The following is a 24569-nucleotide window of genomic DNA, read 5'->3' as shown; positions in this document are numbered from 1 at the left end:
GGACACCACTCCGACCATTCCTCCAGCGGCCGAATCGCCGTCCGACGCCGTCGCGCCGGGCGCGACCAGCAGCGAGGCTGCCAACACCGACCCGCACAACCCCGCCTTGGCAGATCTTCGGACACCCCTGACCCAAAACCTGGACATCAACCGCCCCCTTGTTCCTTCCCCTGGAGAATCGCTCCCTGCCCATCCGCCTCAGGAGTCGATCAGCGCACTCTAGTGGCTCGTCACGCAGCCTTGGCCGGGTAATCGGTCCAGGTACGGATCGGTGAGTCGGGTGCGAAGTTCGTCTTCGGTTCGGCGTGGGCGTTGTGCCAGCGGACGTAGGCGGCGATGGCGGCGTTCTGTTCGTCGTGGCTGCGGTGGTCGGTGCCGTTGAGTGCGAAGTAGCGCAGGGCCGCGAACTCGGCTTCGATCCAGTTCAGCCAGGAGCCGTAGGTCGGCAGGAAGACCAACTCGACCTGGTGGTCGTCCGCCCATGCGCGGACCTTGGCGTGCTTGTGCGGGGAGAAGTTGTCCAGCACCACATACAGCTTCTGCCCAGGCCAGCGGGTACGCAGGACCTTGAGGAGGTCGAGGAACTCGCGCCGGCGTTTGCGCCGACGGATGCGGTAGTAGAGCCTGCCGGTGGCCAGGTCGAGGGCGGCGAGCATGTGCATCACGCCGTGGTGGCGGTTGTAGGTGGCCCGCAGCCGCTTCGGACGCCTCACCGGTCCCCATGCCTTGCCCTTGCGGGGCAATCAGGTTCAGCGGCCCGAACTCGTCGACGCATATCACCCGCCCGTCGGCGGGCGGGGTGTCGTAGAGGGCCAGGATGCGGTGCATCTTGGCGATGAACTGCGGGTCGGTGGACGCCTTCCACGTGGTGGTGGTCTTCCAGGAGACCTTGCCGGCGGCCAGGATCCGGCGCAGAGTCTCCCGGCTGATGACCGCCACCACCTTCTGCTTGGCCAGGTGCTCGGCGAGCTTGCTCAGGCTCCAGGTGGAAAACGCTGTGATCGTCCAGTCGGCGGGGGACGTCCGGGCGATCAGGCAGATGTGCTCGCGCACCTCGTCACTGATCGTCTTGGGGCGTCCCCCGCTCCATTTTGGGTCCAGCGCGTCGAACCCCCGCTCGTTGAAGGCGTGGATGACATCGCGGACGTAGTCCTCGCCGACCTGCATCAGCGAGGTGATGTCCTTGACTGTTTGACCCTGGGCGGACATCAGCACCACGATCGCCCGCCGCAGCCTCACCGGGTCCTTCGCGGTACGGCTGATCCGCTGCAGCCGGTCCTTCCTCCATGCTGACCGGCCGGACGAACACACTCGGTCGACGTCCCACGACCACCTCCAAGATCAAGTCCTGGAGACAGTCTGCTGGTCGGCGGGAGCAGGGTCGATTACCCGGCCAAGGATGCGTGACGAGCCACTAGCTGGAGGTGTCGGCCATGTGCTCATGGTGGTGCTTGAGCGCGTCACTGGCCGTGAGGACATCGGTCGGGGCGAGGCTGCTCCAGTACGCTTGCGTGACGAACGTCCTGTCGAGTTCGATTTCCCGAGTCCGCAGCCGGGCGATCTCCACCACGTCCTGGGGATCCCAGCCGGGGGAGGCGGGGCGGGACGACTTCCCGCCAGGCGCTCTCGTGCGTCTCCCACGCGTCCAGCGGTTCGGCCGACCACGGCACCCGCTGGTAGACCGTCTGCAGTTCAGTGCGGACCTGACGGAGTTCGTCCTGAGCGTCGATCAGGTCCTGGGGGAAGTCGTATGAGGCTGTCACGACCTGAAGGTACTGCTGTTCGAATCGGGCTGCGGACCGCCTCACGGCAACATCTCTTGCGCCAACTCTTGCGTCTACTCCTGCGGTATCTCTTGCGACTTCTCTTGCGCGATCCTCGGCGACGCCGCCGCATCCGTGCAGGTCACCCCCACCGTACGGGCGTGGTCGGACCCCTGACATCCCCGTTGCGGCCGCTTTCGCCCATGTCCCTGCCGAAGGTGGGGGAGAGGGATGGGCGGGATGGGCGGTGCGGCCGCAGCCGGGGATCGGGGCGCGCTCGCCACGCCTGCGCGTCGGCTCCGCCGCCGCGCCGGGGCGCCGGCGATCAGGAGTCGCCGTCGCCGATGTGGTCGAAGCCTCGCAGCAGGTGCGTGAGCTCCGCCACACAGCCGGGTTGCGCAGAGCGCCTGGCCGGCCCCTTGTCGGCGGGCCGCCGGTGCGTTTTCCCTGGGTACGGGGGTGGCCCGGCTGATCGTGCCGGGCGCACCCGGTCTGACGGGGGCCGACGGCGGGTGCATCGGGGAGACGGTCGGTTTCTGAGTGGATGATGCATATTGGATGAATGTGCTTTGGGCGGTGTTTTGCCCGTGTTTGGCAGCCTTGGTGCTCGCGCCATGCACTGCTGGCGATTCCTCTTGTGCTGATCGTGGCGATCACCCTGGCGGACATGCGTGCCCCGCAGACCGTTCATCTCGGCCCGCTGCTCGTCGTGGCTCCTGCCATCACCACCTCGTTCGCCGGCTACCGGCTGACCGCACTGGTCGGGGCGCTGGCCGTGGGAGCCCAGGCCCTCATCGCCACGGTCCAGGCCGGCTTCAACGAAAACCACGTCGCGCAGCTCATCGGACTTGCGTTCCTGTCGGTCTTCGCTGTGTTCGTCTGCTTCCTGCGTGACCGGCATAGCGAGGAGCTGGCCCAGGTGCGGTCGGTCGCCGAGGCCGCGCAGCGGGCCCTGCTGCGCCCCCTTCCCGACCGGCTGGGTGCCTTGCACATCGCGTCCTCGTACCTGGCGGCCGCCAAGGAGGCCCGGATCGGCGGTGACCTGTACGCGGCGGCCCGTACCGGCAGCCGTACGCGTCTGATCATCGGCGATGTCCGGGGGAAGGGGCTGGCCGCGGTCGGGGAGGCGGCCACGCTGCTGGGAGCGTTCCGCGAGGCCGCCCACCAGCACGCCACCCTTCCCGCCCTGGCCGGGGCGCTGGACCGCAGCGTCTGCCGCTATCTCACCGAGTTCCCCGAGCGGGACGAGGAGGCCAAGGAGCACTTCATCACCGCACTCCTGCTGGAGATCCCCGACAACAGCCCCGTGATACGCATGATCAACTGTGGACACCCGCCGCCCCTGCTGATCAGGTCCGGTCGCACGACACACCTGATGAGCCCCGACCCGGCGCCCCCACTGGGCATGTGGGAACTGGGGTCCGACGGCCACGGCATGCATACGTCCTTGTTCCGGCCGGGTGACACCCTCCTGCTCTACACCGACGGCGTCGTGGAGGCCCGCGACAGCAGCCGCACCTTCTACCCGCTGGAACAACGGGTCGCCCTCTGGACCAGGAGCAGCCCCAGGGCACTGGTCCAGCACATCGAGCAGGACCTGTGCGCCCACGCCGACGGAACGCTCGCCGACGACGCCGCCCTCCTCGCTATCCAGCGCACACCCCCACCGCGCACCGGGCTCCACCTCAGCGCAGTGGCGCTGACCGGCGTAGGCCACGATCAGGCCCTCGGCCCCGCCCATGAATGAGGACGGCAGCCACTGCGCCAGCAGCAGCCGGAGGTTGCCCGTCAGGCTGGCCCTGACCACCGTGCCGTCGGCGGGCGGCGCCGGCAGCCGCGGCAGGCCCAGCCGGACTATGGCCGCCGCCACCAGGTGCAGCCAGGCTGCCAGCATCAGCGCCTGACGCGTGCCCAGGACCGCCACCGCCGCGCCGCCCAGGGTCAGGCCCGCCAACTGGGCGGCGGAACCGGCGATGGTGTTGAGCGAGCGGCCCAGCACGAGGAAAGGCCAGCCCGGTGCTACGAGCCGAGCGTCTGGCGCACGTCCAGGTAGCAGCGGAGCGTCAGTTGAGGGACTTGACGGCCGCCTCGGCGACGGCCGGTGCGGGCTGCTCCTTGCGGCGGGCGAGGGACGGCAGGGCGGGCGCGGTGAGGAAGCCCTCGGCGCGGGCGCTGGCGATCCCGATGCGCGGGATGTCGCTGTTCTTGGCGAACAGCAGGAAGCGGGGCTCCCAGACCGGCCGGTACTTGGCGTTGGCCCGGTACAGCGACTCGATCTGCCACCAGCGGGAGAAGAAGGTGAGGACCGAGCGCCACAGCCGCAGCACCGGCCCGGCGCCGAGCCGCGCCCCGCGTTCGAAGACCGAGCGGAACATGGCGAAGTTGAGCGAGACCCGCTGTACGTCGATCTCCGCACCACGCAGCAGCAGTTCGACGACCATGAACTCCATCAGGCCGTTCTCGGAGTCGCGGTCGCGGCGCATCAGGTCCAGGGACAGCCCGTGCTCGCCCCACGGGACGAAGCTCAGCAGCGCGCGCGGCCGGCCGTCGGCGTCGCGGCACTCCAGCATCACGCAGCGGGCGTCGGCGGGATCGCCGAGCCGCCCGAGCGCCATGGAGAAGCCGCGCTCGGTGGCGCCGTCGCGCCAGGCGTCGGCCAGCTCGACGAGCCGGGCCATCTCGTCGTCGGGGATGTCCTCGTGTCGGCGCACGCATACGGTGTAGCCGGCCCTGCGGACCCGGTTGTGGGCCTGCCGTACGACGCGCATGGCGCGCCCTTCGAGGCTGAAGTCGGCGACGTCGACGATGGCCTCGTCGCCCAGTTCGAGGGCGTCCAGGCCGTGCCGGGCGTAGATGGTGCTGGCGTCCTCGCTCGCGCCCATCACGGCGGGCGTCCAGGCGTGCCGGCGGGCCTCGGCCAGCCAGGCGTCGATGGCGCCGGGCCATGCCTCCGGGTCGCCGATGGGGTCGCCGGAGGCGAGGCTGACCCCGCCGACGACGCGGTAGGTGACGGCGGCCTTGCCGGTGGGGGAGAAGATCGCGGCCTTGTCGCGGCGGAGCGCGAAGTAGCCGAGGGAGTCGCGCTCGCCGTGCCTGTCGAGCAGCTCCCGCAGCTGCTTCTCGTCCTCCTCGCCGAGCAGGGCGCGGCCGCGGGGGGAGCGGAAGCAGGCGTACAGGACGAGCAGGAAGGTGGCTGCCATCAGGACGTTGATGACGATGTCGACCCAGCGGGGCGCGTGCACGTCGGGGACGCGGTCGGCGAGCGGTCCGACGCTGACGCCGCGCAGCAGGGCGTAGAAGAGCTTCTCGGCGAGGGAGGCGCCGCCGTGCGCCTTGTTCGTGATGTCGACCAGCCAGGTGCCGATGGAGCCGGTGACGAGGATGCCGCCGGCTCCGACGGCGAGTGCGAGTCTGGGGTTGGAGCGGTCGCCGATGGCGTGGAACTCGCGCCGGCCGATCAGCAGCGCGGCCACGAAGAGGCCGGTGAGCGCGGCGGACACCCAGTTGAAGACGTGGTCCTGGTACCGGTCCTGGGTCAGCGCGAGGACGTAGAGCGCGAACAGGGGTCCGGCGAGCAGCAGGTTGAACACCCAGGCCGCCCGCTTCCGGCGTCGCATCACCATGGCCAGGAACAGTGCGAGCGCCGCCGAGACCAGGCCGGCGGTGGCCAGGTACGGCGTGAAGAACCCGCCCCCGTTGTGTTCGTGGACCTCCTCGCGGAACGGCAGGGAGAGCACGGCGACGATGTTGAGCACCGCGAGCAGCCGCAGGTACCAGACGGTGGCCGCCGCGGCGCGGGGCCCCAGCCGGGGGCCGGGGGAGGAGGGCGTGGCGTCGCGGGAACCGGGCTGCGGGGGGACGAGGGCCGACTTCTGTATGGGCATGGGTGACACGTCACCTCGAGAGGACCGGTGCAAACGGAGTGGACAGCGAGCGGACAGCCGAGAGTGGAATGCTCGCCGCGCCCCCCTGTCGCTGGCCCTACGCCTTGTAGGGTAACGGGGTCTGGCGAGCCGGGCCGGCCGCCTACCACTGTTGCGGGGAAAGGTAAGGAACGGGTGCGCGGGCCCTTACTCGCCGGAGGCGGGCGTGGGATCGGTGCCGCCGGCGGAGTCGCAGCCGCCCCCGAGGGCCGCCGCCCGTCTGCGGGACGCCGTCAGCAGCCACGCCAGGTTGCCGACCGCGGCGCCTGCCGCCACCGTGGCGGCGATCACTCCCGCCGTGGCGAAACCGTTGAACAGATTGGGGGCGTGGGTTGAGGATGTGCAGTCCGAAACCGCACAGCTGGTAGACCCCGACGGCCGCGATCGTCAGGCTCATGACGACCAGCGCGACGGTCGGCCCGAGCCCGCCCTCGGCCTTCTCGCCGGGCGACGCGACCGGCCCTGGATAATGCGCTTCCTGCATGGGATCCCCTGTGGACGGTTGGATGGCGAGCCGGACCCTGCAGTACGTAGTGCTGGAGCCGCGGGCGAAACCGGCAGTCGTTGCGGCGAGGCGACGTTGCCCTTGCCGAAAACTCATCCGTGCAGGTCGCGGCCGTGCTGGCATGCTCTGCGCAGACGAGGCCTCTCGGCGAGCCTGTGTCTGGAGGCAGTCCGGCGTGCGCAGCACACCCCGGACTGGGCCCCGCCCCTCGCGCACCTTCGCCAGCACCCACCCCGAAGGCCGGCGCTCCCCGAGCACCTCGCGCAAGGCGTGGCTGGACGCCGAGTTGGCGGCGCAGCACCGCGGCCTCGTGACGCAGCGCGAGCAGTTCGACGTTCTTGGCCTCCTCCGACCGCGTCAACAGCAGGAGCAGTCCGAGAAGCCTCAGGAAGACCCGGTAGAGCACGCGCAACGCCGTGCAGTCCGACCCTGCCATGCTCGAGCGGGGCTGCAAAGTGCCTGTTCAAAGGCTATGCGTTACTTCTGGCAACACAGGGAGGCAGCAACAAGGTGAAGGTCGTCGGGTCGGTGCCTGCCAGAGCGAGTCGGCCGCCCGCAGTCTCAGCCAGGTCTTTGGCCAGGGCGAGTCCGATGCCGGCGCCGGCGCCGGTGGTGTGACCGCGGTCGAAGAGCACGGCGGGGTCGGTGCGGATGCTTCCCTCGTCCTGTACATCGATCGCGATGGTGTCGCCCAGGGATCGGGCGGTCACCTCGGCCCTGCCCCGGCCGTGCCGGAGGGTGTTGTCCAGGAGCACGTCGAGAATCTGGCCCACGGTCCGGCCGGGTACGGGAGCATCCTGGGTTTCCGGCTCGGCGGCGACCGTGAGTCGGCGGCCCGTGTCGGCGAACAGACCGTGCCAGCGTTGCTCGGCGAAGCCCAGAACACCGCTCAGGGGCTGGACCGCGGCGGGCGTCTGCATGGACGGTTGCCCGGCCCCGGCCAGACGCAGTACTTCGTCGATGGTGTGGTGCAGGTGGCCGGTGCTCTCCAGCGCCTCCTGCAGGGCCGCGCGTGGATCCGCGCGGGGATCGGTCAGAGCGGTTTCCAGTCCGAGCTGCAGGCCGGTCAGCGGGGTGCGCAGCTGGTGGGAGGCGTTCGCGGTGAAGTCCCGCTCGCGCTGGAGAAGCTGGGCCAGCCGCTCGACCATGGCGTTGTGGGTGCGGGCGACCTGGTCGATCTCGGCGATGGGTGAGGGCGCGGCGCGGGCCGTGAGATCCCCTTCGGTGACCGCCCGAGCTTGGCGGGAGAGGGCTTCCAGCGGGGCCGTCAGGGCGCGGGCCTGGCGGCGGGCGACCAGGACTGCGGCGGTGAGGGCGATCAGGACCACGCCTCCGAGGGCGAGCCATCCGAGCAGAACGCGTCCCCACACGTCGCGTGCCGGGGACGCGACGCGGACGATGCCGATGACCTTCTCGTTCTGGGAGACGGGGACCGCGGCCACGAGGTCACCGTCGGCGTGTCCACGCACGACCGTTCCCGCGCCCGCGCGGCGGGTTTCCGTGTCCGCTCGGGCCGGGCCGTGGCCCGCACGCAGCCGCATCCTCGTGTCGTAGACGCCCAGCCGGACCTCCCCGCCCTTCGGCAGCTCGACCGGATCACCGGCGGCGAAGTCCGGGCCCACCCGGACGGCGGCGGCCAGCGCTTCGCGTTCCAACTCGTTGCGCTCGTCGGCGAAGAAGTACGCCCACATGGCCGTCGCCAGCGGCACCGCCAGCAGGACGAGGGCCACCAGGACGGCGACCAGGGCGACACGGAGCACACGCTGTCTCATGCCCCCATCATCGGGACCCGCCGGGGCCTGTGCGCATCGCCAACGCGGGTTTTGCCGTCGTCTAACCGTCGGAGGTCCGGTCGTTAACCACGCGCTGCCTAGCGTCACGGACATGACCGTCCCTTGCGGGCACCTGACGGGTGCCCGCTTCGGGCGCCCGTCTTGGCAGAAGGGCAGCATCACGATGAACCGAACACGCATCGTCCTCCCCGTCGTCGGCGCCGCCCTGGCGTCGGTCGCGATCACCGCATGCGGTGGATCAGGGGGCTCCAGCGGCTCCGCCGGGTCGGGCAATTCGTCGACGGGCGGTCGTACGACCTCGTCGTCGCCCGCCGCGCCGGCGACCGAGTCCAATCCGGCGGGCGACATCCCCGACAACCAGGCGTACGTTGCCTTCGCCCCGACCCGCGGCGGTTTCTCGGTCAAGGTGCCCGAGGGCTGGGCCCGTACCGGCAAGGGCACCGTCACTTCCTTCACCGACAAGCTGAACCGCGTCGAAGTCACGCCCGTGTCGGCCGCCTCCGCTCCCACGACCGGGTCGGTCACCGCGCAGACAGTTCCCCAGCTGCGGCGCACCGTGCCGCACTTCGCGTTGGGCAAGGTCTCCGTGGTCTCCCGCCACGCCGGCAAGGTGGTCCTGCTGACCTACCAGGGCGACTCGGCTCCCGACCCGGTCACGGGCAAGGTGGTGCGCGACGCCTTCGAGCGGTATGCGTTCTACCGCCAGGGCCACGAGGTGGATGTGACCCTGTCCGGGCCGGTGGACGCCGACAACGTGGATCCGTGGCGCGTCGTCACCGACTCCTTCACGTGGCGGTGACCGCCATGGACACCATGACCGCCGCGCGCGACGCGCAGGCCGACGACCTGGACGTCGTCCTGGACGCGCATGAGCTGTACCGGTTCTACCGGGCCGGTGAGGAGGAGACGCTCGCCCTGCGCGGGGTCTCGCTGCGGGTGCGGCGCGGGGAGACCGTCGCCGTCACCGGTCCCTCCGGCTCCGGAAAGTCCACCCTGCTGGCCTGTCTGGCCGGGCTCGACGAGCCGTCGGGCGGCGACGTACACGTCGGCGGAGTGCGGATCAGCCATCGCCCGGAGGCCGAGCGGGCCCGGCTGCGGGCGAGCCGCATCGGCGTCCTGCTCCAGTCGGGCAACCTCCTGCCCCACCTCGGCGTCCGTGACAACGTCCGGCTGGCCCGGACCGCGGCGGCCGGTGACGGCAGCCACGGCGCGGACATCGCCGTCCTGCTCGAGCAGGTCGGGCTCGCCCACCGCGCCCACGCCCTGCCGCAGGAGCTGTCCGGCGGCGAACTCGCCCGCGCGGGTCTGGTCGTCGCACTCGCCAACGATCCCGACGTGCTGCTGGCCGACGAGCCGACCGGCGAACTCGACGGCGCCACCGAGCAGCGCGTCCTGGAACTGCTGCGCAAGCGGGCCGAGGCCGGGCGCGGGGTCCTGGTGGTGACGCACAGCGCGGAAGCTGTGCGGATCGCCGACCGTGTGATCGCCCTGCGTGACGGAAGGATCGAGACGTCATGAACGCCAGCCCTGTGGACGATTTCCCGCACCCGGGTGTCGGGGACGTGCTCGTCGAGTGCCGGGACGCGGCACGGACCTTCGGGCGCGGGGAGACCGCGGTGGTGGCGGTGCACGGCACCACCTTCCATGTGAAGGCCGGCGACCGGATCGCGATCACCGGCCCCTCGGGGTCGGGCAAGTCGACCCTGCTGCACCTGCTGGCCGGGCTCGAACGACCCACCAGCGGCGAGGTCTCCTGGCCCGCCCTGGCCGGGCCGCGCGAGATCGGCCTGGTATTTCAGGGGCCGAGCCTGATCCCGGCCCTGAACGTCGTGGAGAACACCGCACTGCCGCTCGTGCTCGCCGGCGTTCCCGAGGAGCGCGTCCGCCTGACCGCGCTCGCCGCGCTGGCCGCGGTCGGCGCGGCCGACCTGGCCGAGCGGCTCCCCGAGGAACTGTCCGGCGGGCAGAGCCAGCGCGTGGCCGTCGCCCGGGTCGTGGCGCGAGCGCCCCGGCTGATCCTGGCCGACGAACCCACCGGACAACTCGACCGGGCCACCGGTCAGCGCGTCCTGGACGTCCTGATGACGGCGGCCGAAGAGACCGGAGCCGCGCTCGTCATCACCACCCACGACCCGGCCGTCGCCGAACGCCTGTCCGTGCACCGGGACATGCACGAAGGACGCCTGCTCGACCCGGCCGAGGAGAGGTCATGAACGCCAACCCGTCCCGCCCCGTCACCGCACGCCTCGCCACAGCCACGGCGTGGTCCGGCACCCTCGCCTTCTGGACCGGCGGCCTCGTCCGCCGCCGGGCGGGCCGGCTGCTGGCCACCGTCGCCGGAATCGCGCTGGCCGTCTCCCTGGTGGCGGCGCTCGGTTCCTTCCTGACCGCCTCGAAGTCGACGATGACACAGCGGGCGGTGCGCTCGGTGGCCGTGGACTGGCAGGTGGAGGTGCAGCCAGGCGCCGACGCCGCTTCCGTCCTGCACACCGTGCAGAGCATGCCGGGGGCGCGGGCCGCGATCCCGGTGGGCTTCGCCCGTAGCAACGGCTTCAAGGCCGTCTCCGGTGGCAGCACGCAGACCACCGGCCCGGGCGTGGTGCTCGGCTTGCCCAACGGCTACCAGAAACTGTTCCCGCAGACGATCCGTCACCTGAGTGGCGCCTCCTCCGGGGTGCTGCTGGCCCAGCAGACCGCGTCCAACCTCCACGTGGCGCCCGGTGACGCAGTCAGCATCGCGTTGCCCGGAGCCCCGAGGGCCCAGGTCCGGGTGGCCGGGGTGATCGACCTGCCGCAGGCCGACTCGCTGTTCCAGAAGGTCGGCGCGCCGCCCCAGTCGCAGCCCACGGCCCCGCCGGACAACGTGATCCTGCTGCCCGCCGGACTGTTCAGGACGCTGACCGCACCGGTCGCCGCGGCCGATCCCGCAGCCCTCACCACGCAGATCCACGTGGCCCGCGACGCCCGCCTGCCCGCCGACCCGGCCGCCGCGTTCACCGCCGTCACCGGCGCCGCCCACCACCTGGAGGCGGCCAGTTCGGGCGGCGCACTCGTCGGCGACAATCTCGGCGCCGCGCTCGACGCCGCCCGGCAGGACGCCCTGTACGCGCAGATCCTCTTCCTGTTCCTCGGCGTCCCCGGCGCGGTGCTCGCCGCCGCCCTGACCGCCGCCGTGGCCGGGGCGGGCGCCGAGCGGCGGCGGCGCGAGCAGGCCGTGCTGCGCGTTCGCGGGCTGCGGAGCCGCCAGATCGCGGCCCTGGCCGGAATCGAGGTGGCCCTGACCGGGCTCGCCGGCGGCCTTCTCGGCATCGGCGTCGCCGCCCTGGTGGGCCAACTCGCTTTCGGGACAGCATCGTTCGGGGCCAGCGTCGGCTCAGCCGCCGTGTGGTTCGCCGCCGCCCTCGCACTCGGCGTCCTCGTCGCGGCGATCGCGATCCTCGCACCCGCGCTTCGGGATCTGCGGGCCGTAACCGTGGCCCGGGCCCGGCAGCAAGTGGGCCGCCGCACCCGCTCGCCCTGGTGGATGCGCTGCGGCCTGGACTTCCTGCTCCTGGCTGCCTCTCTGCTCGTCTTCCGCGCCTCCAGCGGCAACCAGTACGCGCTCGTGCTGGCTCCCGAAGGCGTGGCCAGCATCTCCGTGTCCTACTGGGCCTTCCTCGGCCCGGGTCTGCTGTGGGCCGGAAGCGCCCTCCTGCTGTGGCGCCTGGCCACGCTCGCCCTCGCCCGCCCACGGCGCGGCCTGGTCCGCCTGTCCCGGCCGCTCACCGGCCCCCTGGCAGGCATGACCGCGGCCACCATGACCCGCCGCCGACGCACCCTGGCCCGCTCCGTCGTACTGCTCGCACTCGCCCTGTCCTTCGCCATGTCCACGGCCACCTTCAACGCCACCTACAAGCAGCAGGCCGAGGTCGACGCCCGCCTCACCAACGGCGCCGACGTCACCATCACCGAACCGCCCGGAGCGCGCACCGGCCCCAGTGCCGCAAGCTCCCTGGCCGTGCCGGGAGCTCGGCACGTCGAACCGCTCCAGCACCGGTTCGCCTACGTCGGCTCCGACCTGCAGGACCTGTACGGCGTACGGCCCACGACCATCACCACCGCCACCTCACTGCAAGACGCCTACTTCTCCGGCGGCACCGCCGAACAGCTCATGGCCACCCTCGCCCACCGGCCCGACGCGCTGCTGGTCAGCGCCGAAACCGTGAAGGACTTCCAGCTCTCACCCGGCGACACCGTCCGCCTGCGCATCCAGGACGCCCGCACCAAGGCGCTGCGCACCGTGCCCTTCCACTACGCGGGCATCGTCAAGGAATTCCCCACCGCCCCCAAGGACAGCTTCTTCGTCGCCAACGCCTCCTACATCGCCAAGGCCACCGGCAGCGACGCCGTCGGCGCCTTCCTCGTGGACACCGGCGGCACACACCAGAAGCAGGTGGCCACCGCCCTGCGCCGGCGCCTGGGCACCACAGCCACGGTCACCGACCTCACCCAGACCCGCTCCACGGTCGGCTCCAGCCTCACCTCCGTGGACCTGTCCGGACTCACCCGCATCGAACTCGCCTACGCCATCGTGCTGGCCGCCGGAGCCGGCGGCATCGTCCTCGCCCTGGGACTCGCCGAACGGCGCCGCACCTTCGCCATCGCAACCGTCCTGGGCGCGACCCGCCGACAGCTGCGCGGCCTGGTCCTCAGTGAGGCGGTCGTGCTCACCGCGGCCGGACTGGCCGGCGGCGCCCTCAGCGGCTGGGTACTGTCCCAGATGCTGGTCAAGGTACTCACCGGCGTCTTCGACCCGCCGCCAGAGACAATCGCCGTGCCCTGGGCGTACGTGACGGCCACCGTGCTCGTCGCCCTCGCCGCCGTGGCAGCCGCCGCCCTCAACGGCGTACGCCGCTCGCACCGGCCCGCCGTCGAGGAACTGCGCGAACTATGACCCCCCGTGGTCCGGGCAGGCAGCCTACGCTGCCTGCCATGCGCACTCCCACCCCGCCGCCGGACCACCACCTTGGTTCGGACCGAGCCCGTGTCCGCGTCCTCATCGTCGAGGACGACGACACCATCGGACGCCACCTGGAGACCGGCCTGACCGGCGGCGGATACGCGCCCACCTGGTCCAGGACCGGGACGGGCGCACTGACCGAGGCCGAGCGGACACGGTACGAGGTCGTCCTGCTCGACCTCGGCCTGCCCGACGCCGACGGTCTCGACCTCGCCCGCCGCCTGCGCACCCGCTACCCCAACCTGCTGATCATCATCCTCACCGCGCGCGACACCGAGATCGACGTCGTCGCCGGACTGGACGCCGGCGCCGACGACTACCTGGTCAAACCCTTCAGCCTCACCGTCCTGCTGGCTCGCCTCCGCGCCCACCTGCGCCGCCACCCGGCCGCCTCGCCCCAGGAACAACCCCTGCGCCTCGGCGACCTGACCGTAGACCCCGCCGCCCGCCGCTGCCTGCTCGGCGAGCAGGAACTGACGCTGCGCCCCAAAGAGTTCGACCTCCTCACGGTGCTCGCCCGGCACGCGGACACCGCGGTCAGCCGGGAGACACTGATGGCGCAGGTCTGGGACGAGAACTGGTTCGGCCCCACCAAGACCCTCGATGTCACCATGGCTTCCTTGCGCCGCCGCCTCACCGAAGCCGAGACCACCGCGACCGCATCGGTCCGGCTTCCCCGGATCACCACCCTGCGCGGTCACGGCTACCGACTGGAGACATGACGCCGCAGGATGGAGGCGTGGCGAACCCACTGCGCCCCGGGCGAACGCCCCTGTGGCTTCGTCAGTGAAAACGGGCACCGCTTGTAGACGAGTCTGGACACTACTTGTCGATCACAGAGCCCCGAAATGTTGGTGAGAAGTAACACCACTGCGGAGTGGACGGGTCCTTCCTCGGCACCGTGATGATGGCCGGCCGGCCTTCGGACCGTGTCAAGGTCGTTCTTCCTCGGCTTCGCCTGCGGGCGCTCCACCTTGACCCAGTCCTGCGGTCGGCGGATGCGGCACCTATCGAGGAAGGTCCCTGTGCGAGGGATGTGTCGTCAGAGGCGCTCCCGGCTCTGCGCAGGGGTGTTGACCTGCTGTGGTCGGGTGCATGGTCGGGGCATTTCAGCCGGACTGCTTCGAGGTATCTCTCGGGCTTGGTCTTTGGAGTCGTGTTCACTCAGCCGACGTGCTGGGCGGGCGTGGTCGGGTGTTGAGACTTTAGCGTCGTAGTGCCTTGCGCTGTGACAGGACCGCGGGGCGTGGGTGGCCCCGGCACGCAGCGCCCTGGGCAGGGGCCGTCGTCCCGAATTTCGTGCGGCGAGCAGGCGGAGCAGTCTCCGTCCATGCCTGGTCAGGTGGGTGTGGCTGGCATGGGTGAGGGCCCGAAACCGGGAGGTGTTGGATCGGGCCCTCATCGGGTTCGCGTTTCTACGAGCAGGCGGATCTTCATGTACGCGATGGCCTGCTCAACGATCCCTCCCGCTGTCGGATATGGGCGGCTGGCCCTGCCGTGGTGGCCGGCGCATTCCGGCGGCAATGCGCAGTTGTTTGGCCCCGCGGCTATCGGCGGCCGTCTCGTTTACGCTCGCTGCGCCGCGGTGCGCGACGCTGCTTTCCTTGCAGAGTGGCGGCCAACTCGCCCACCAGGGAGACGTCGTGGCAGTTTCCATCCTGGCTGCCCCGGCACCACCACACCGGTGGGCCGGCCGCGTCCGTTTCGCCCTGGTACCAGTCGTCAGCGGTCCCTGCGGGGCGAGGGTGCATTCCGATCTTGTGTTCCCGGCAGATCGGCCAGACCTGCCAGAGCAACTCCATAATGGTCGACTGCGCCGCATCTGCGACCACAGTCAGGACCGTCGTCGCATCGTCCGGCTCTGGCGGTTCGCCCTCTTCCAGGTCACATGCATTCACCGAATTGCCGTGCCAACGGCCGTCGGGCATTGCCACGTAGACCTGACCCCTGTCGATTCCGCTCGGGGACAAAGGCTGCCAAGGCGGGTCAACCATCAGTATCAGCGCGTCTTGACCCGGCAGGGTCGCCATCAGGTCGCGATTGACCACAGCGAGTGCAGCCTCCAACTTCGGCCACTGACCGGGCTCGGCTCGCCTGGGCTCCGGGAGATGCTGCCGGTCATGACCAGGACTGATGCTCAAATACGAGAAGTAGTTCACCGGGGGATCGTCCCAGCCACGCCGTCCTTCACCGGTGGCGGAGGGTGAAATCAGCTCAGGTCTTCTGGCCAGCGGGGGTGTGTGGGTTCCAGGCCGAGGAGGTCGAGCAGGTGGAGTTGGATGCCGTGGGTGATGGCGATGACGGGCGGATCGGTGGCGCTGCCGACCCGTAGTCGCAGGCCGGACAGGTGGTAGAGGATCATCCTGCCGGCGGGTCGCACCTTCTGGTTGCCGGGGTAGAGGCCCAGCATCTTCTGGTCACCTCCGAGGGCCTGGCGGACCTGGCGTTCGAGCAGGCAGAACAGCAGCAGGGACAGTCAGATCACCGCGATCAGTGCGGCGACGTGCCGGTTGTCCTGCACGAAGACGGGGGTGACGGCCAGGGGGCCCTTGAAGTCGCCGTATCTGCGCTCGACCGCCCCCTGGCCTTTGTGGCGGCGTAACACTTCGCTGGGATCGGCCTGCTCAGGGGTGAGAGTGGTCAGCAGCGCGTACCAGCCGTCGACGGCAGCCTCGGCCTGGAGTACGTCCCGATCGAAGTGCCAGGACAGGGCGGGGCGTCCGGTTTCGTCTGTGGTGATGTCGGTGTGCAGGCAGCCGGAGACCCGGCGGGTCTTGCGGGGCCCGGCCAACCGGTGGGTGTCTTCCAGGATTCGGGAGCTTGGCGGGCCGCGGCTACCTTTACCTGGGCCACTGCTGACGGGCCACGGCGTCAAGCCTGGTCGGCTTGAGCCGGCGTCGGCCAGTCCGTACTGGCACGAGGTGATGGCCCGGACCGGTCGCCGCCAGGTGGGGCCGTGCTCGGTCTGCGGTTCGCCCTGCCTGATCACCCGGGTCATCGACACCGGTCGCGGCCGCTCCGGGTGGGCCTGTGCCGCGATCACCTTCGCCGTGTGGTGGCCGTCCCCTGCCATGTCGATGACTCTGGAGGGGGTCCTGGCTGACCTGGGGGAGGTGCTGGCCGAGTTGGATGAACTGCCCCTGGAGAACCGGGCGTTCACTGCATAGTCTCCGACAGGCCGCCCACACTCCTGGGCTATCCACTCACTTCGGAGTCCTCATGGTGATGCACGAGCACGAAGTCGATCGCCGCACGCTGTTCCGGGTCAGCCTCGGCACGGCAGTCGCCGCTGTCGTCGGCACCGAAGTGGCGTTCCCGACCGCCGCCGACGCCACTCCCTCGCCTCACTTCCCCTGGATCATCGACTGCGACAGCTGGAGCGCGCGCCGGCCGTCCAACCCGATCCAGATCACTGGCAATACCACCAACAAGATCATCTTGCACCACATGGCGTTCCCCAACGTCACGGACTACTCCCTCGAGCACGCCATGCAGCTGGCACGTGACTGCCAGGACCTTCACATGGACACCAACGGCTGGGCGGACACGGGCCAGCACTTCACCGTCAGCCGCGGCGGCTACGTCCTCGAGGGCCGCCACCGCAGCCTGGAGACCCTCGTCGCGGGCGAGCACCAGGTGACCGCCGCCCATTGTCCAGGGGAGAATGGCAACGCCATCGGGATCGAGAACGAGGGCACCTACATCACCGAAACCCCGCCGGCGGCACTGCTGGACTCGCTGGTGGAACTGTGCACCGCGGTGTGTCGGCAGTTCCATCTGAATGCGTGGGACATCTTCGGCCACTGGGATTTCCGCCTGGGAACTGACTGCCCCGGCATCGCCTTCTACCGGCTCTTCCCTCAGATCCGCAAGCGAGTACTGGAATCCATGGACGTGTCGCCTGCCGCTGCGCCGGCACGGCGATGGCCGGACATCTGGCGGTTCGTCGACAGTCAGGTGGTGCAGGTTGCCCAGTACCTGCTGGTGAACGCCGGCTACAGCAACCTGCCCATCGACGGCGTGTTCAGCACCGACATGAACACTGTCGTCGCCGACTTCCAAACCAGCCATGGCATTGCCGTCACCCCCGACGCCACTTTCGACACCCCCACCTGGGAAGCGCTCGCCCCCTCGCTGGACAAGGACGCCTCCGGGTTGCCCGTCCAGGCGGTGCAGTACCTGCTCACCATCAAGGGCTACGCCGACACCGTCGACATCACCGGCGCCTACGACCACAACACCATGAAGGCGGTGCAGGACATACAGCGCCTGCACAGCCTCCACCCCAACGGCAAGACCGACCTCAGCACGTGGTGCGCTCTGGTCGGTGGCACCGTCCGCGAGACTCTCACCCGCTGAGCCTTCTCCTGCCTGACCACGCGACGGCCGATCGCGCAGCAGGCGGTGTGGGGCGTTCAGTCGACGGTCCAGCCAAGCAGAGTGGGGTTCCAGTCGGGGAGAGTGATGGCGATGGGTTGTCGGGCCCGCCGTTCGGCCCGCCCGACGCCCTTCCCCAGTTCGCCGGATCCGTGCACGACCGTCAGCCACGTCCCACCCGCTCGCGGGCGGTTGGAGCCTCGTGGACACGCCGCCGGCACTCCGCCAACGGCCACCTCAGCCCCAACGAATACGAACACCGACACCACACGGCGAAGCTCGCGCTGGCCGCGTGACATACAAATGCGTGTCCACCTTCATGAGGGAAGGCCCGCTCAACCTGCGTCCGGGGCACGATCACCCAGCCTGGCCGCGGCTGAAGCCGATCCGCTCCTACGACCGTGGTGTGCTGTCCGAGCGCCACGTGGTGAGACGAGGGTGCCCCGGCAGTTCGGCGCGGCCGGTGGCCCACAACAGGGTGAGCCAGGGATCCGCACCGCCCGGAGCCTCTGGAAACAGGCGGGCGAGCACCCGCGAGCAGAGAGCGGAGGGCGGGGTCCAGGCGAGCCCGAACCCTTCCGCCACATCGTGCATGTGCACCAGAGTTTCCTCCCTAGCGCCGCGAAGCCTTCGGGGTCCGACACCCCGGCGGCGTGGTGAGCGCGGACCTGGGGCGGTGTCGTACGCACCATGGCGACCAGCAGCGCGCCGCACGCCTCCAGCACTTGCACCAGGCCGGCCGGACCCGCATCACGGTCCGCGTAGACGAAGGCCATGGGTCCATCTGGCCTCTTCTGACTCAACGCGAAAGGCACATGGGTGTCCAGCGGCGGGCTCTGCGGCCCCAACTGCACCGCGTAGTAACAGGTCGTTGGCGAGGTGCTCGAGGATCGGCAACTTCGGGCAGCGCGCTGGTCTGCGTGACTGTTGCCGCTGAGCGCACGTCCCAGGTGGCGCCCAAGGACGCCAGCGGGCTCTCCCGGCGGTTCTTCGAACAGCTGCCAGTGCTGGAGGAGGGCACGCCCGAGTACCACAACGGCCGCAACACGCCGGCGTGAGCTCGGGGGAGGCCAGCGTCCATTGCAGGCAGGCGGTGGTGATGCGGAAGCTCAGTCGGCGAGGATCTGGCCGACCAGTCTTTCACGCAGCTGCTCGACCTCCGGCGTCGCCAACGGGGTGAGCAGTTCCAGCGCCCGCTCCCATGTGGCACGAGCTTCGGTGAGATCGCCGGCGGCTGCGTGTATGTCGCCGACTGCGCGCAGGGTACGTCCGTACCTGAGCGGCGTGCCAAGTTCGGCCCAGATCTGGGCGGCTTTCAGGAGTGTGTCCACCGCGTGCGCCGACCTTCCCTCGCTCTGCAGCAGTTCGCCGAGTGTGTGCAGCGTGAGCGCCCGCCCGAACGGCTCGCCGATCTGGTCGTAGATACGCAGGCATTGGTGCAGCAGCGGTCGGGCCTGTGCCGGCTTGCGCTGGCGTACCAGGACATCAGCGAGCATCTGCAGCGCGTTCGCCTCGCCGCAGGGCTCGCCGAGTTCCTGTGCGATCTCCAGCGCCCGGCTCAGGTGCCGCTGCGCCTGGTCGAGTTCACCGGTGGTCGTGCACAGCAGCCCCAGGCCGCGTTCGGACTGTGCTTCACCCCGGCGGAAACCGGACGCCGATGCCAGGGTCAGCGCCGTCCGGAAGCAGTCCTGGGCCTCAGTGAGCCGTCCCTGCTCCAGATGGGTCACGCCGGAACAGTGCAGGGCGTACGCCTGGGTGCGGAGGCTCCCATCACATGCCGACGCGCGCGCCGCGGAGCTGAACGCGTCCAACGCGTCCTGGTAGCGCCCGCTGACCCGGTACATGTGGCCGAGGCCGTTGTCGCACACCGCGACCGAGTGCTCCTCGCCGAGCTCAACGAAGATGGCGCGTGCCTGCCGGAAACATGTGATCGACTCCGCGATGCGGTCCTGCCCGGTGTACAGCTCGCCCAGGCCGCGCAGGATCACGGCTGTACCGAGCCGGTCACCGGCCGCGCGTACCACGTCGAGTACGCGCCGGTGTGTGTCGCCCCAGTCCGGGTAGTGCGCGCGGAACTCGTAGAACGCGACCAGGGACGCGGCCAGCTCCCATGCCGCGGTGGTGCGGCCCGTCGCGGTGGCCTGGGCGATCAGCGCAGCCAGTGCGGCGCGCTCGGCGTCAAACCAAGCGAGCGGATCACGCAAGAGCGACCGGGTCAGGTCGTCGGCGAGCACGTGCCGTACGGCACCGCCGCCGGGCCGGCTGAAGTAGCCGTGCGGCAGTGCCGCGTCGGCTCGTTCCGCCAGGTACAGCCACGCTCCCAGTGCCCGGACCAGCACAGCGTCGTCCTCGCCCGGCGGCAGCTCTCGCTCTGCCTGCTCCCGGGCGAACAGGCGCACCAGGTCGTGGCACCGGCAGCGCGGGAAGCGCCCGTCCGCCGCGCCGTGCCCCGGATCGGCGACCTCCAGCATGTGCGCGGCGAGCAACTCGTCCAGCACATCCTCGGCGGTGTCGATGTCGCATTCCAGCAGCACCGTCGCCGTCCAGCTGGCGAAGTCCGGCACGTCCAGCAGGCCGATCTGCGCCAGCAGGCGGCGGGCGCGTGGGCCGAGTACCTGGTAGCTGAGGTTGACGCTGGCCCGCACCGCGAGATCCCGGTGCCGTAGCTCGTCCAATCGGCGGTGTTCGTCGGCCAGCCGTGACACAAACCTGCCCACCGTCCAGTGTGGGTTGCCGGCGAGCCGGGCCGCGGCAATCCGCAGTGCGAGCGGCAGGCCGCCGCAGAGCCGGAGCAGCTCGTCGGCCGTGGCCGACTCGCGTGCCAGCCGGTCGGCGCCGACGATCTGGACCAGTAGGCGGCGCGCGTCCTCCGGTGGCAGCGCGCCCAGCGTCAGCCGTCGCGCGGCGGGCAGGCCGGTGAGTGGATGACGGCTGGTCAGAAGTACCGCCGATCCGGTGCCGGTCGGCACCAGGCGGGCCACTTGGTTTTCCGAGGTGACGTTGTCGAACACCACCAGCAGCCGCCGGTCTGCGACCAGGCTGCGGTACAAGGCTGCCCGCTCGGCCGGTTCCGGGACGGCGCCGCCGCCGACGCCCAGGGCGCGCAGTAGGCGTGCGGCCACGTCCGCCTCCCGGTCGCCTGGACCGATCTCGACATAGAGCTGGCCGTCAGGGAACGCGTCGCGCGCGTCGAGTGCCGCCCGCACGGCCACGCTGGTCTTGCCCACGCCGCCCGGCCCGGTGACCACCAGCACCGGAGTCGGGCGGTCTGCGTCGGCGCCGCCGACCCGCAGTGTGGCGGCGAGCACGGCCAGCTCGCGCTCGCGCCCGGTGAAGTCACCGGGCCCGGCAGGCAGTTGCCGGGGAACAGGCCACACCGTGTTCTGCGGGGTTTCCCTCGATGCGGAATCGTCCGCCGCCCCGGCCAGGGCCTGCATGCGGGCGTGGGTTTCCAGCGTCGACTCGGCTGCGGGGATCAAGGCGTGTCCAGCGGCGGTGAGCCGGAACGGCCCCTTCCCGCGCTCGGCGAGGCAGACCCCCAGGCGATCTTCCAGAGCCCGGATCTGCTTGCTGAACGCCGGCTGCGACAGGAAAGCCCGCGCGGCCGCGCGGCCGAAGTGCTGCTCTTCGACGAGCAGCAGGAACAGCCTCAACTGATGAAAGGTCGGGTACGAGCCCGAGGTCGGACCCGTGAGCGGACCGGGGCGCCGGTCCTCCCCCTGAACTGGCGTCATATACAGCAGGTTATCGGTTCGCTCCAAGATTCTCATGGACATGCCACTTTCCGGCTCCCCCAAGGGCAGGAGACGATTCATGGCGCCCGACAGTGCCGATGCGCGTCGGGCATCGCGCTCCCGCGCAAGGCGGGGGCCGGCGACGGGGTCGGTGCCGATCGGAAGGTGCTGCGCCAGTCGTCACGTAGTGGCCAATAAGGCCTCACAAAGGGGGAAACATGCGAGTTCGTCACGTCGTGCTGGCCCTGGGTGCATCCCTCGGGTTGGCGCTCACCACCCCGGGGGTCGCCAGCGCCGCCTCCACCGGCAGCGCAAGCGTCAGCAGCAGCTACGGCAAGGCCAGCGCCACCTGGACGTGGGCAGGACAGGGCAGCCTGACCGGCATCAAGCTGCACGTCCAGGACACCAACTGCAACGCCAACCCGGTGTACGCCTACTTCAAGGTCTACCGCTCGAACGGCGGGACCTGGACCACCAGCACTCAGCGGTACGACTACAACGGGTGCACGGGCGGCGGGACCGACCACCCCAACCTGTCCCTCTCGGACACCTACAACATCAAGAACATCGCCATCGTCATCTGCAACGACCAGTTGGGCACCGACCCCTGCACCACCGGATCGAAGTCGGGAGCCAACCCGTACGCATGAGGGGGGTTCCGGGGCGGCCGTGAAGCGCCTGAGCCGATGCGGCGGCCGCCCCGGGGCTGCTACCACCAGGGGCTCAGCGAGGCTAGGGGCCGGGTGCTGCCACAGCCGAACGGGCCCGGCGAGCGAGCCGGACGCGGCCAGCCGCTCGTGCCCGTACTTTCGCACCGTCTCCAGCATGTGATAGCGCGAACGCCCATGCTGCTGGCGGAAGTTGACGATCGACCTGGCCACGAGTGCGTCCAGGGTGTCGAGCAGGGCGGCGGGAGGCAGTTCGGCGTCCGTGGAGACCCGTTCGAGGCTCTCCAGGTCGAAGCCGCCGCCGTGGAACACCGGGGCCCGTGCCCACAGCAGCCGCTCGCGCTCCGTACAGAGTTCGTGGCTCCAGTCGATCAGCGCGCGCAAGGTGCGCTGCCGGTCGGCGGCGACGCGGCTGCCCCCGGTCAGCCGCGTGAACCGGTCCGTGAGCCGCTCCAGGACCTCCTGCGGCGTCAGGCCCCGGATACGGGCCGCCGCCAGCTCGATCGCGAAGGGCAGCCCGTCCAGACGGCGACGTGGGACGCGGTGGCAGGCCGAACAGGCCAGGGATCGAATTGCTGTTTGGAGTGCCGGCGCCGGCCCGGATGCGGAACACGACGGTGACGCGGGCGGGTCCGGCGGCATGGCCGACAAGACCTGACCGATGCGGTGCACAGGGCAAGGACGCGGAAGGTGCCCTTGACGGGCCATCGCGAACCGAACACTGATCGAGCGATGAGTAGCCGTTTCGGCAGTTGGCGCAGGTGCCGTCGCCGGCGAAGAAGGAGCCGACAACGAACTGGCCCGGCCGCACGGTGGTGACGTCGTTGCCGGTCTCTTCGACGATGCCGACATTGCGCCCGAGGGCTGCCCGGTGTCGGACATGGGTGGCTCCTCTCCTCGGTCCCCGCGGTGGCGGGGCGGTGGGCTATGGGTTGTGTCGGACGATGTGGCTGTCTGCGGGGCGGGTCAGGTGTCATGCCGAACGGTGGCCATCCGGGGGACGACCAGCGCCGCGGCCAGAGCGACGACGGCGGCCAGGATGAGGCTGATGCGCAGTCCGTGCTGGAGGCCGGCCGTGCCGGAGACCAGTGCGCCGAAGACGGCGACGGCCAGGGCAGCCGCCGATCTGGCGGCTGGTGTTGAACACCCCGCTGGCGGTGCCGGTCTGCTCGGCCGGCACGCGCTCCGGCAGCACCGCGGTGGTCGGCGGCATCACCAGCGGCCCGCCCAGGCCCACGGGGATCAGCGGCAGGGCGCTCACCCACACCGGCGCCGACACCGGTAGGAGGGCCAGGGCGATCGATCCGGCCTGGGAGTTCGTCCGGCCGTTGCTGCCTGAGTCGTTGCGGGGGGGAACAGGCCGGACGACCGCAGGGTCCTGAACAGGATCGTGTGGAAGTTCCGGACCGGGGCGGCCTGGCGCATGTGCCCGAGCGCTATGGTCCGTGGGCCACACTGCACACCGTTTTCGCCGGTGAGCAGCGGACGGGACGTTCGACCGGATGCTGCGGGCCGCGCAGGCGAAGGCGGACGCGGCGGGCAACATCGAGTGGCTGGTGTCGGTCGATTCCACGGTCGTCCGAGCTCACCAGCCCGGCTCCGCCAGTACACCCACGACGTCGAACACGTCCGACCCTGTACGGCGGGGACGGCCTTGAAGACCGTGGTCGTCGTCGCCTCATCGAGATCCGGCCCTGCCCACCAGAGCGGTGACCGGCCTCATGGTCCGCACGGCGCGCCGGCTCACGTTGCACTGAGGCGTGTGCACGGCCGCTCGCGGTCGGCGAGGGCGCAAGGCGTCGGGTCCGCCGCGATCGCGGCGGACCCGACGCCTTGACCGTCGCAGCCGTTACCGCCGACTCGGCCCCCACCAGCCCGCCAGCACCGCGGACATCACTTCACCACGACGTTGTCCCCGGACGACGTCGACGGCCCGGTGGTGGTGTTGCCGTAGTACACCCAGCGCCACGTACCCGTCTTGGAGGCCTTCACGGTCGTCCTGAGATTACCCGAGCCGTTCGCGTACACCTTCTTCACCGTGGTGTAGGAGGCGGTGCCGGCAGCCTTGAACTGCAGGCTCACCAGGCGGCCTCCGTAGGAGGCGTACTTCCTGGTCTCCCAGTTGGCCCGCGTGACCTTTCCGGTCACGGTGATGGTCCTGCCCCTGGACACCGGTTCGGGCGAGGCGTTGACGGTCAGGCGGGAGTTGCGCTTGACATAGACCGTCAGCCCCTTGTCGTCGGTGTCACCACCGCCGCCCTTGAAGTACACCTCGGCCCCGACCTTCCAGGCCCCGGCCTCGCTGTTGCGCATGTCCCACACGCTCGGGTCGAAGTGCATCGTCTCGTTGAAGTCGCAGACGCCCGAGCTCACCTTGATGCAGTCGCTCGTCTCGATGGCGTGCCACAGCCGATCACCACCCGCACCACCGCGGTACAGGAACACCGCTGGCCACTTCCACTTGTGAGTGGTCGCCATCCGGAAGGAAGCGGGCACCGCGACCTCCGACACCCCGATCACAATCGGCTTGCCGCCGTTCACCTGGACACGGGTGAACGAGACCCCACCCTCGGCCGCCCCGGCCGGCACCGCGGCCACGGCTGTGAGCACCGCCGCCGCACCACCGGCCACGACGACTCTCCAGACCTGCTTCCCCACCTGATCCCCAATCTCCGTATGGAAAGGCACCGAAGGCTCATCCCTCCAGCGCCTTACAGACAGCTGGCATCCACACGGGGTTGTACACCCGCGAATCACAATGGGGCATCAGACAATCCCCGCCTCCCGCGAGGCACTGAAACGAAAAT

General features: G+C 70.3%; 21 protein-coding genes and 3 pseudogenes. 10 read left to right on the top strand and 14 right to left on the bottom strand.

The genetic code is table 11. From position 1 onward, the window contains the following. Positions 1-230: 230 nt before the first annotated feature. From ACWC91_RS31570 to ACWC91_RS31560, 3 genes and pseudogenes are all read right to left on the bottom strand, one after another. Positions 231-713, bottom strand: coding sequence for an IS630 family transposase (locus ACWC91_RS31570; protein ID WP_450643670.1), 483 nt, complete (start codon positions 711-713; stop codon positions 231-233). Between the two features lie 100 nt (positions 714-813). After that, positions 814-1239, bottom strand: a pseudogene (locus ACWC91_RS31565) (helix-turn-helix domain-containing protein); the annotation flags it as partial. A 175-nt stretch (positions 1240-1414) separates the two neighbouring features. Beyond that, on the bottom strand, positions 1415-1570 hold the full coding sequence (locus ACWC91_RS31560; protein WP_225079733.1) for a hypothetical protein: 156 nt from the start codon (positions 1568-1570) through the stop codon (positions 1415-1417). Between the two features lie 839 nt (positions 1571-2409). On the opposite strand from ACWC91_RS31560, the gene ACWC91_RS31555 reads away from it, so the two are divergent. Next, positions 2410-3510 carry a PP2C family protein-serine/threonine phosphatase gene (locus tag ACWC91_RS31555; protein WP_308043196.1) on the top strand — a complete coding sequence of 367 codons (1101 nt, stop codon included), beginning with the start codon at positions 2410-2412 and terminating at the stop codon, positions 3508-3510. Positions 3511-3826: 316 nt separating this feature from the next. Here the strand turns inward: ACWC91_RS31555 and ACWC91_RS31550 are convergent, their stop codons facing one another. The 3 genes from ACWC91_RS31550 to ACWC91_RS31540 form a co-directional block, all read right to left on the bottom strand. Beyond that, positions 3827-5647 (bottom strand): phosphatidylglycerol lysyltransferase domain-containing protein, encoded by a 1821-nt coding sequence (locus ACWC91_RS31550; RefSeq protein ID WP_450643653.1) that lies wholly within the window; start codon positions 5645-5647, stop codon positions 3827-3829. Positions 5648-5833: 186 nt separating this feature from the next. Continuing rightward, complete coding sequence (locus tag ACWC91_RS31545) at positions 5834-5977, bottom strand: hypothetical protein (RefSeq protein WP_225079736.1); 144 nt, start codon at positions 5975-5977, stop codon at positions 5834-5836. A 684-nt stretch (positions 5978-6661) separates the two neighbouring features. Next, on the bottom strand, positions 6662-7963 hold the full coding sequence (locus ACWC91_RS31540) for a sensor histidine kinase (RefSeq protein ID WP_225079737.1): 1302 nt from the start codon (positions 7961-7963) through the stop codon (positions 6662-6664). Between the two features lie 184 nt (positions 7964-8147). On the opposite strand from ACWC91_RS31540, the gene ACWC91_RS31535 reads away from it, so the two are divergent. The 5 genes from ACWC91_RS31535 to ACWC91_RS31515 are packed head-to-tail and all read left to right on the top strand — an operon-like array spanning position 8148 to position 13705. Beyond that, positions 8148-8783 (top strand): hypothetical protein, encoded by a 636-nt coding sequence (locus ACWC91_RS31535; protein ID WP_225079738.1) that lies wholly within the window; start codon positions 8148-8150, stop codon positions 8781-8783. Between the two features lie 14 nt (positions 8784-8797). Then, entirely contained in the window at positions 8798-9502 is a 705-nt protein-coding gene (locus tag ACWC91_RS31530) for an ABC transporter ATP-binding protein (RefSeq protein WP_225079797.1), read from the top strand. Beyond that, on the top strand, positions 9499-10197 hold the full coding sequence (locus tag ACWC91_RS31525; protein ID WP_225079739.1) for an ABC transporter ATP-binding protein: 699 nt from the start codon (positions 9499-9501) through the stop codon (positions 10195-10197). Before ACWC91_RS31530 ends, ACWC91_RS31525 begins: the two co-directional genes overlap by 4 nt. Further along, positions 10194-12917, top strand: coding sequence for an ABC transporter permease (locus tag ACWC91_RS31520; protein ID WP_225079740.1), 2724 nt, complete (start codon positions 10194-10196; stop codon positions 12915-12917). The genes ACWC91_RS31525 and ACWC91_RS31520 overlap by 4 nt, the downstream gene beginning before the upstream one ends. A 38-nt stretch (positions 12918-12955) precedes the next feature. Next, positions 12956-13705: a response regulator transcription factor gene (locus tag ACWC91_RS31515; protein WP_225079741.1), complete on the top strand. Its 750-nt coding sequence runs from the start codon at positions 12956-12958 to the stop codon at positions 13703-13705. Positions 13706-14530: 825 nt separating this feature from the next. On the opposite strand, the gene ACWC91_RS31510 is transcribed toward ACWC91_RS31515, so the two are convergent. The 3 genes from ACWC91_RS31510 to ACWC91_RS31500 all read right to left on the bottom strand — a co-directional run bounded on the left by ACWC91_RS31510 (position 14531) and on the right by ACWC91_RS31500 (position 15774). After that, complete coding sequence (locus tag ACWC91_RS31510; RefSeq protein WP_225079742.1) at positions 14531-15142, bottom strand: hypothetical protein; 612 nt, start codon at positions 15140-15142, stop codon at positions 14531-14533. 50 nt (positions 15143-15192) lie between these two features. Further along, positions 15193-15393, bottom strand: coding sequence for a hypothetical protein (locus ACWC91_RS31505; protein ID WP_225079743.1), 201 nt, complete (start codon positions 15391-15393; stop codon positions 15193-15195). Positions 15394-15459: 66 nt separating this feature from the next. After that, the gene (locus ACWC91_RS31500; RefSeq protein WP_225079744.1) at positions 15460-15774 is read right to left on the bottom strand and encodes a hypothetical protein; all 315 of its coding nucleotides are present in this window, start codon (positions 15772-15774) and stop codon (positions 15460-15462) included. A 133-nt stretch (positions 15775-15907) separates the two neighbouring features. Between ACWC91_RS31500 and ACWC91_RS31495 the strand changes: the two genes are divergently transcribed. Continuing rightward, positions 15908-16150 carry a hypothetical protein gene (locus tag ACWC91_RS31495; RefSeq protein WP_225079745.1) on the top strand — a complete coding sequence of 81 codons (243 nt, stop codon included), beginning with the start codon at positions 15908-15910 and terminating at the stop codon, positions 16148-16150. A gap of 52 nt (positions 16151-16202) precedes the next feature. Then, positions 16203-17342 (top strand): peptidoglycan recognition protein family protein, encoded by a 1140-nt coding sequence (locus tag ACWC91_RS31490; protein WP_225079746.1) that lies wholly within the window; start codon positions 16203-16205, stop codon positions 17340-17342. 411 nt (positions 17343-17753) lie between these two features. On the opposite strand, the pseudogene ACWC91_RS31485 reads toward ACWC91_RS31490, so the two are convergent. Next, a pseudogene (locus ACWC91_RS31485) lies at positions 17754-18248 on the bottom strand (hypothetical protein); the annotation flags it as partial. A 23-nt stretch (positions 18249-18271) separates the two neighbouring features. Between ACWC91_RS31485 and ACWC91_RS31480 the strand changes: the two are divergent. Continuing rightward, positions 18272-18409: pseudogene (locus tag ACWC91_RS31480) on the top strand (RNA polymerase sigma factor SigF); the annotation flags it as partial. Positions 18410-18469: 60 nt separating this feature from the next. Here the strand turns inward: ACWC91_RS31480 and ACWC91_RS31475 are convergent. Beyond that, the gene (locus tag ACWC91_RS31475) at positions 18470-21094 is read right to left on the bottom strand and encodes an ATP-binding protein (RefSeq protein ID WP_450643654.1); all 2625 of its coding nucleotides are present in this window, start codon (positions 21092-21094) and stop codon (positions 18470-18472) included. Positions 21095-21312: 218 nt separating this feature from the next. On the opposite strand from ACWC91_RS31475, the gene ACWC91_RS31470 reads away from it, so the two are divergent. Next, the gene (locus ACWC91_RS31470) at positions 21313-21744 is read left to right on the top strand and encodes a hypothetical protein (protein WP_376506301.1); all 432 of its coding nucleotides are present in this window, start codon (positions 21313-21315) and stop codon (positions 21742-21744) included. An 82-nt stretch (positions 21745-21826) separates the two neighbouring features. Here ACWC91_RS31470 and ACWC91_RS31465 read toward each other — a convergent pair whose 3' ends face one another. The 3 genes from ACWC91_RS31465 to ACWC91_RS31455 form a co-directional block, all read right to left on the bottom strand. After that, positions 21827-22573, bottom strand: coding sequence for a hypothetical protein (locus tag ACWC91_RS31465; protein WP_450643655.1), 747 nt, complete (start codon positions 22571-22573; stop codon positions 21827-21829). A gap of 162 nt (positions 22574-22735) precedes the next feature. Then, a complete protein-coding gene (locus ACWC91_RS31460) occupies positions 22736-23308 on the bottom strand; it encodes an MFS transporter (RefSeq protein WP_450643656.1) in 573 nt (190 codons plus the stop codon). 347 nt (positions 23309-23655) lie between these two features. Beyond that, on the bottom strand, positions 23656-24420 hold the full coding sequence (locus ACWC91_RS31455; protein ID WP_450643854.1) for a hypothetical protein: 765 nt from the start codon (positions 24418-24420) through the stop codon (positions 23656-23658). Positions 24421-24569 lie beyond the last annotated feature (149 nt).

The sequence above is a fragment of the Streptomyces sp. NPDC001204 genome (assembly GCF_053598035.1).
This window is presented reverse-complemented; position numbering and strand designations above follow the sequence as displayed.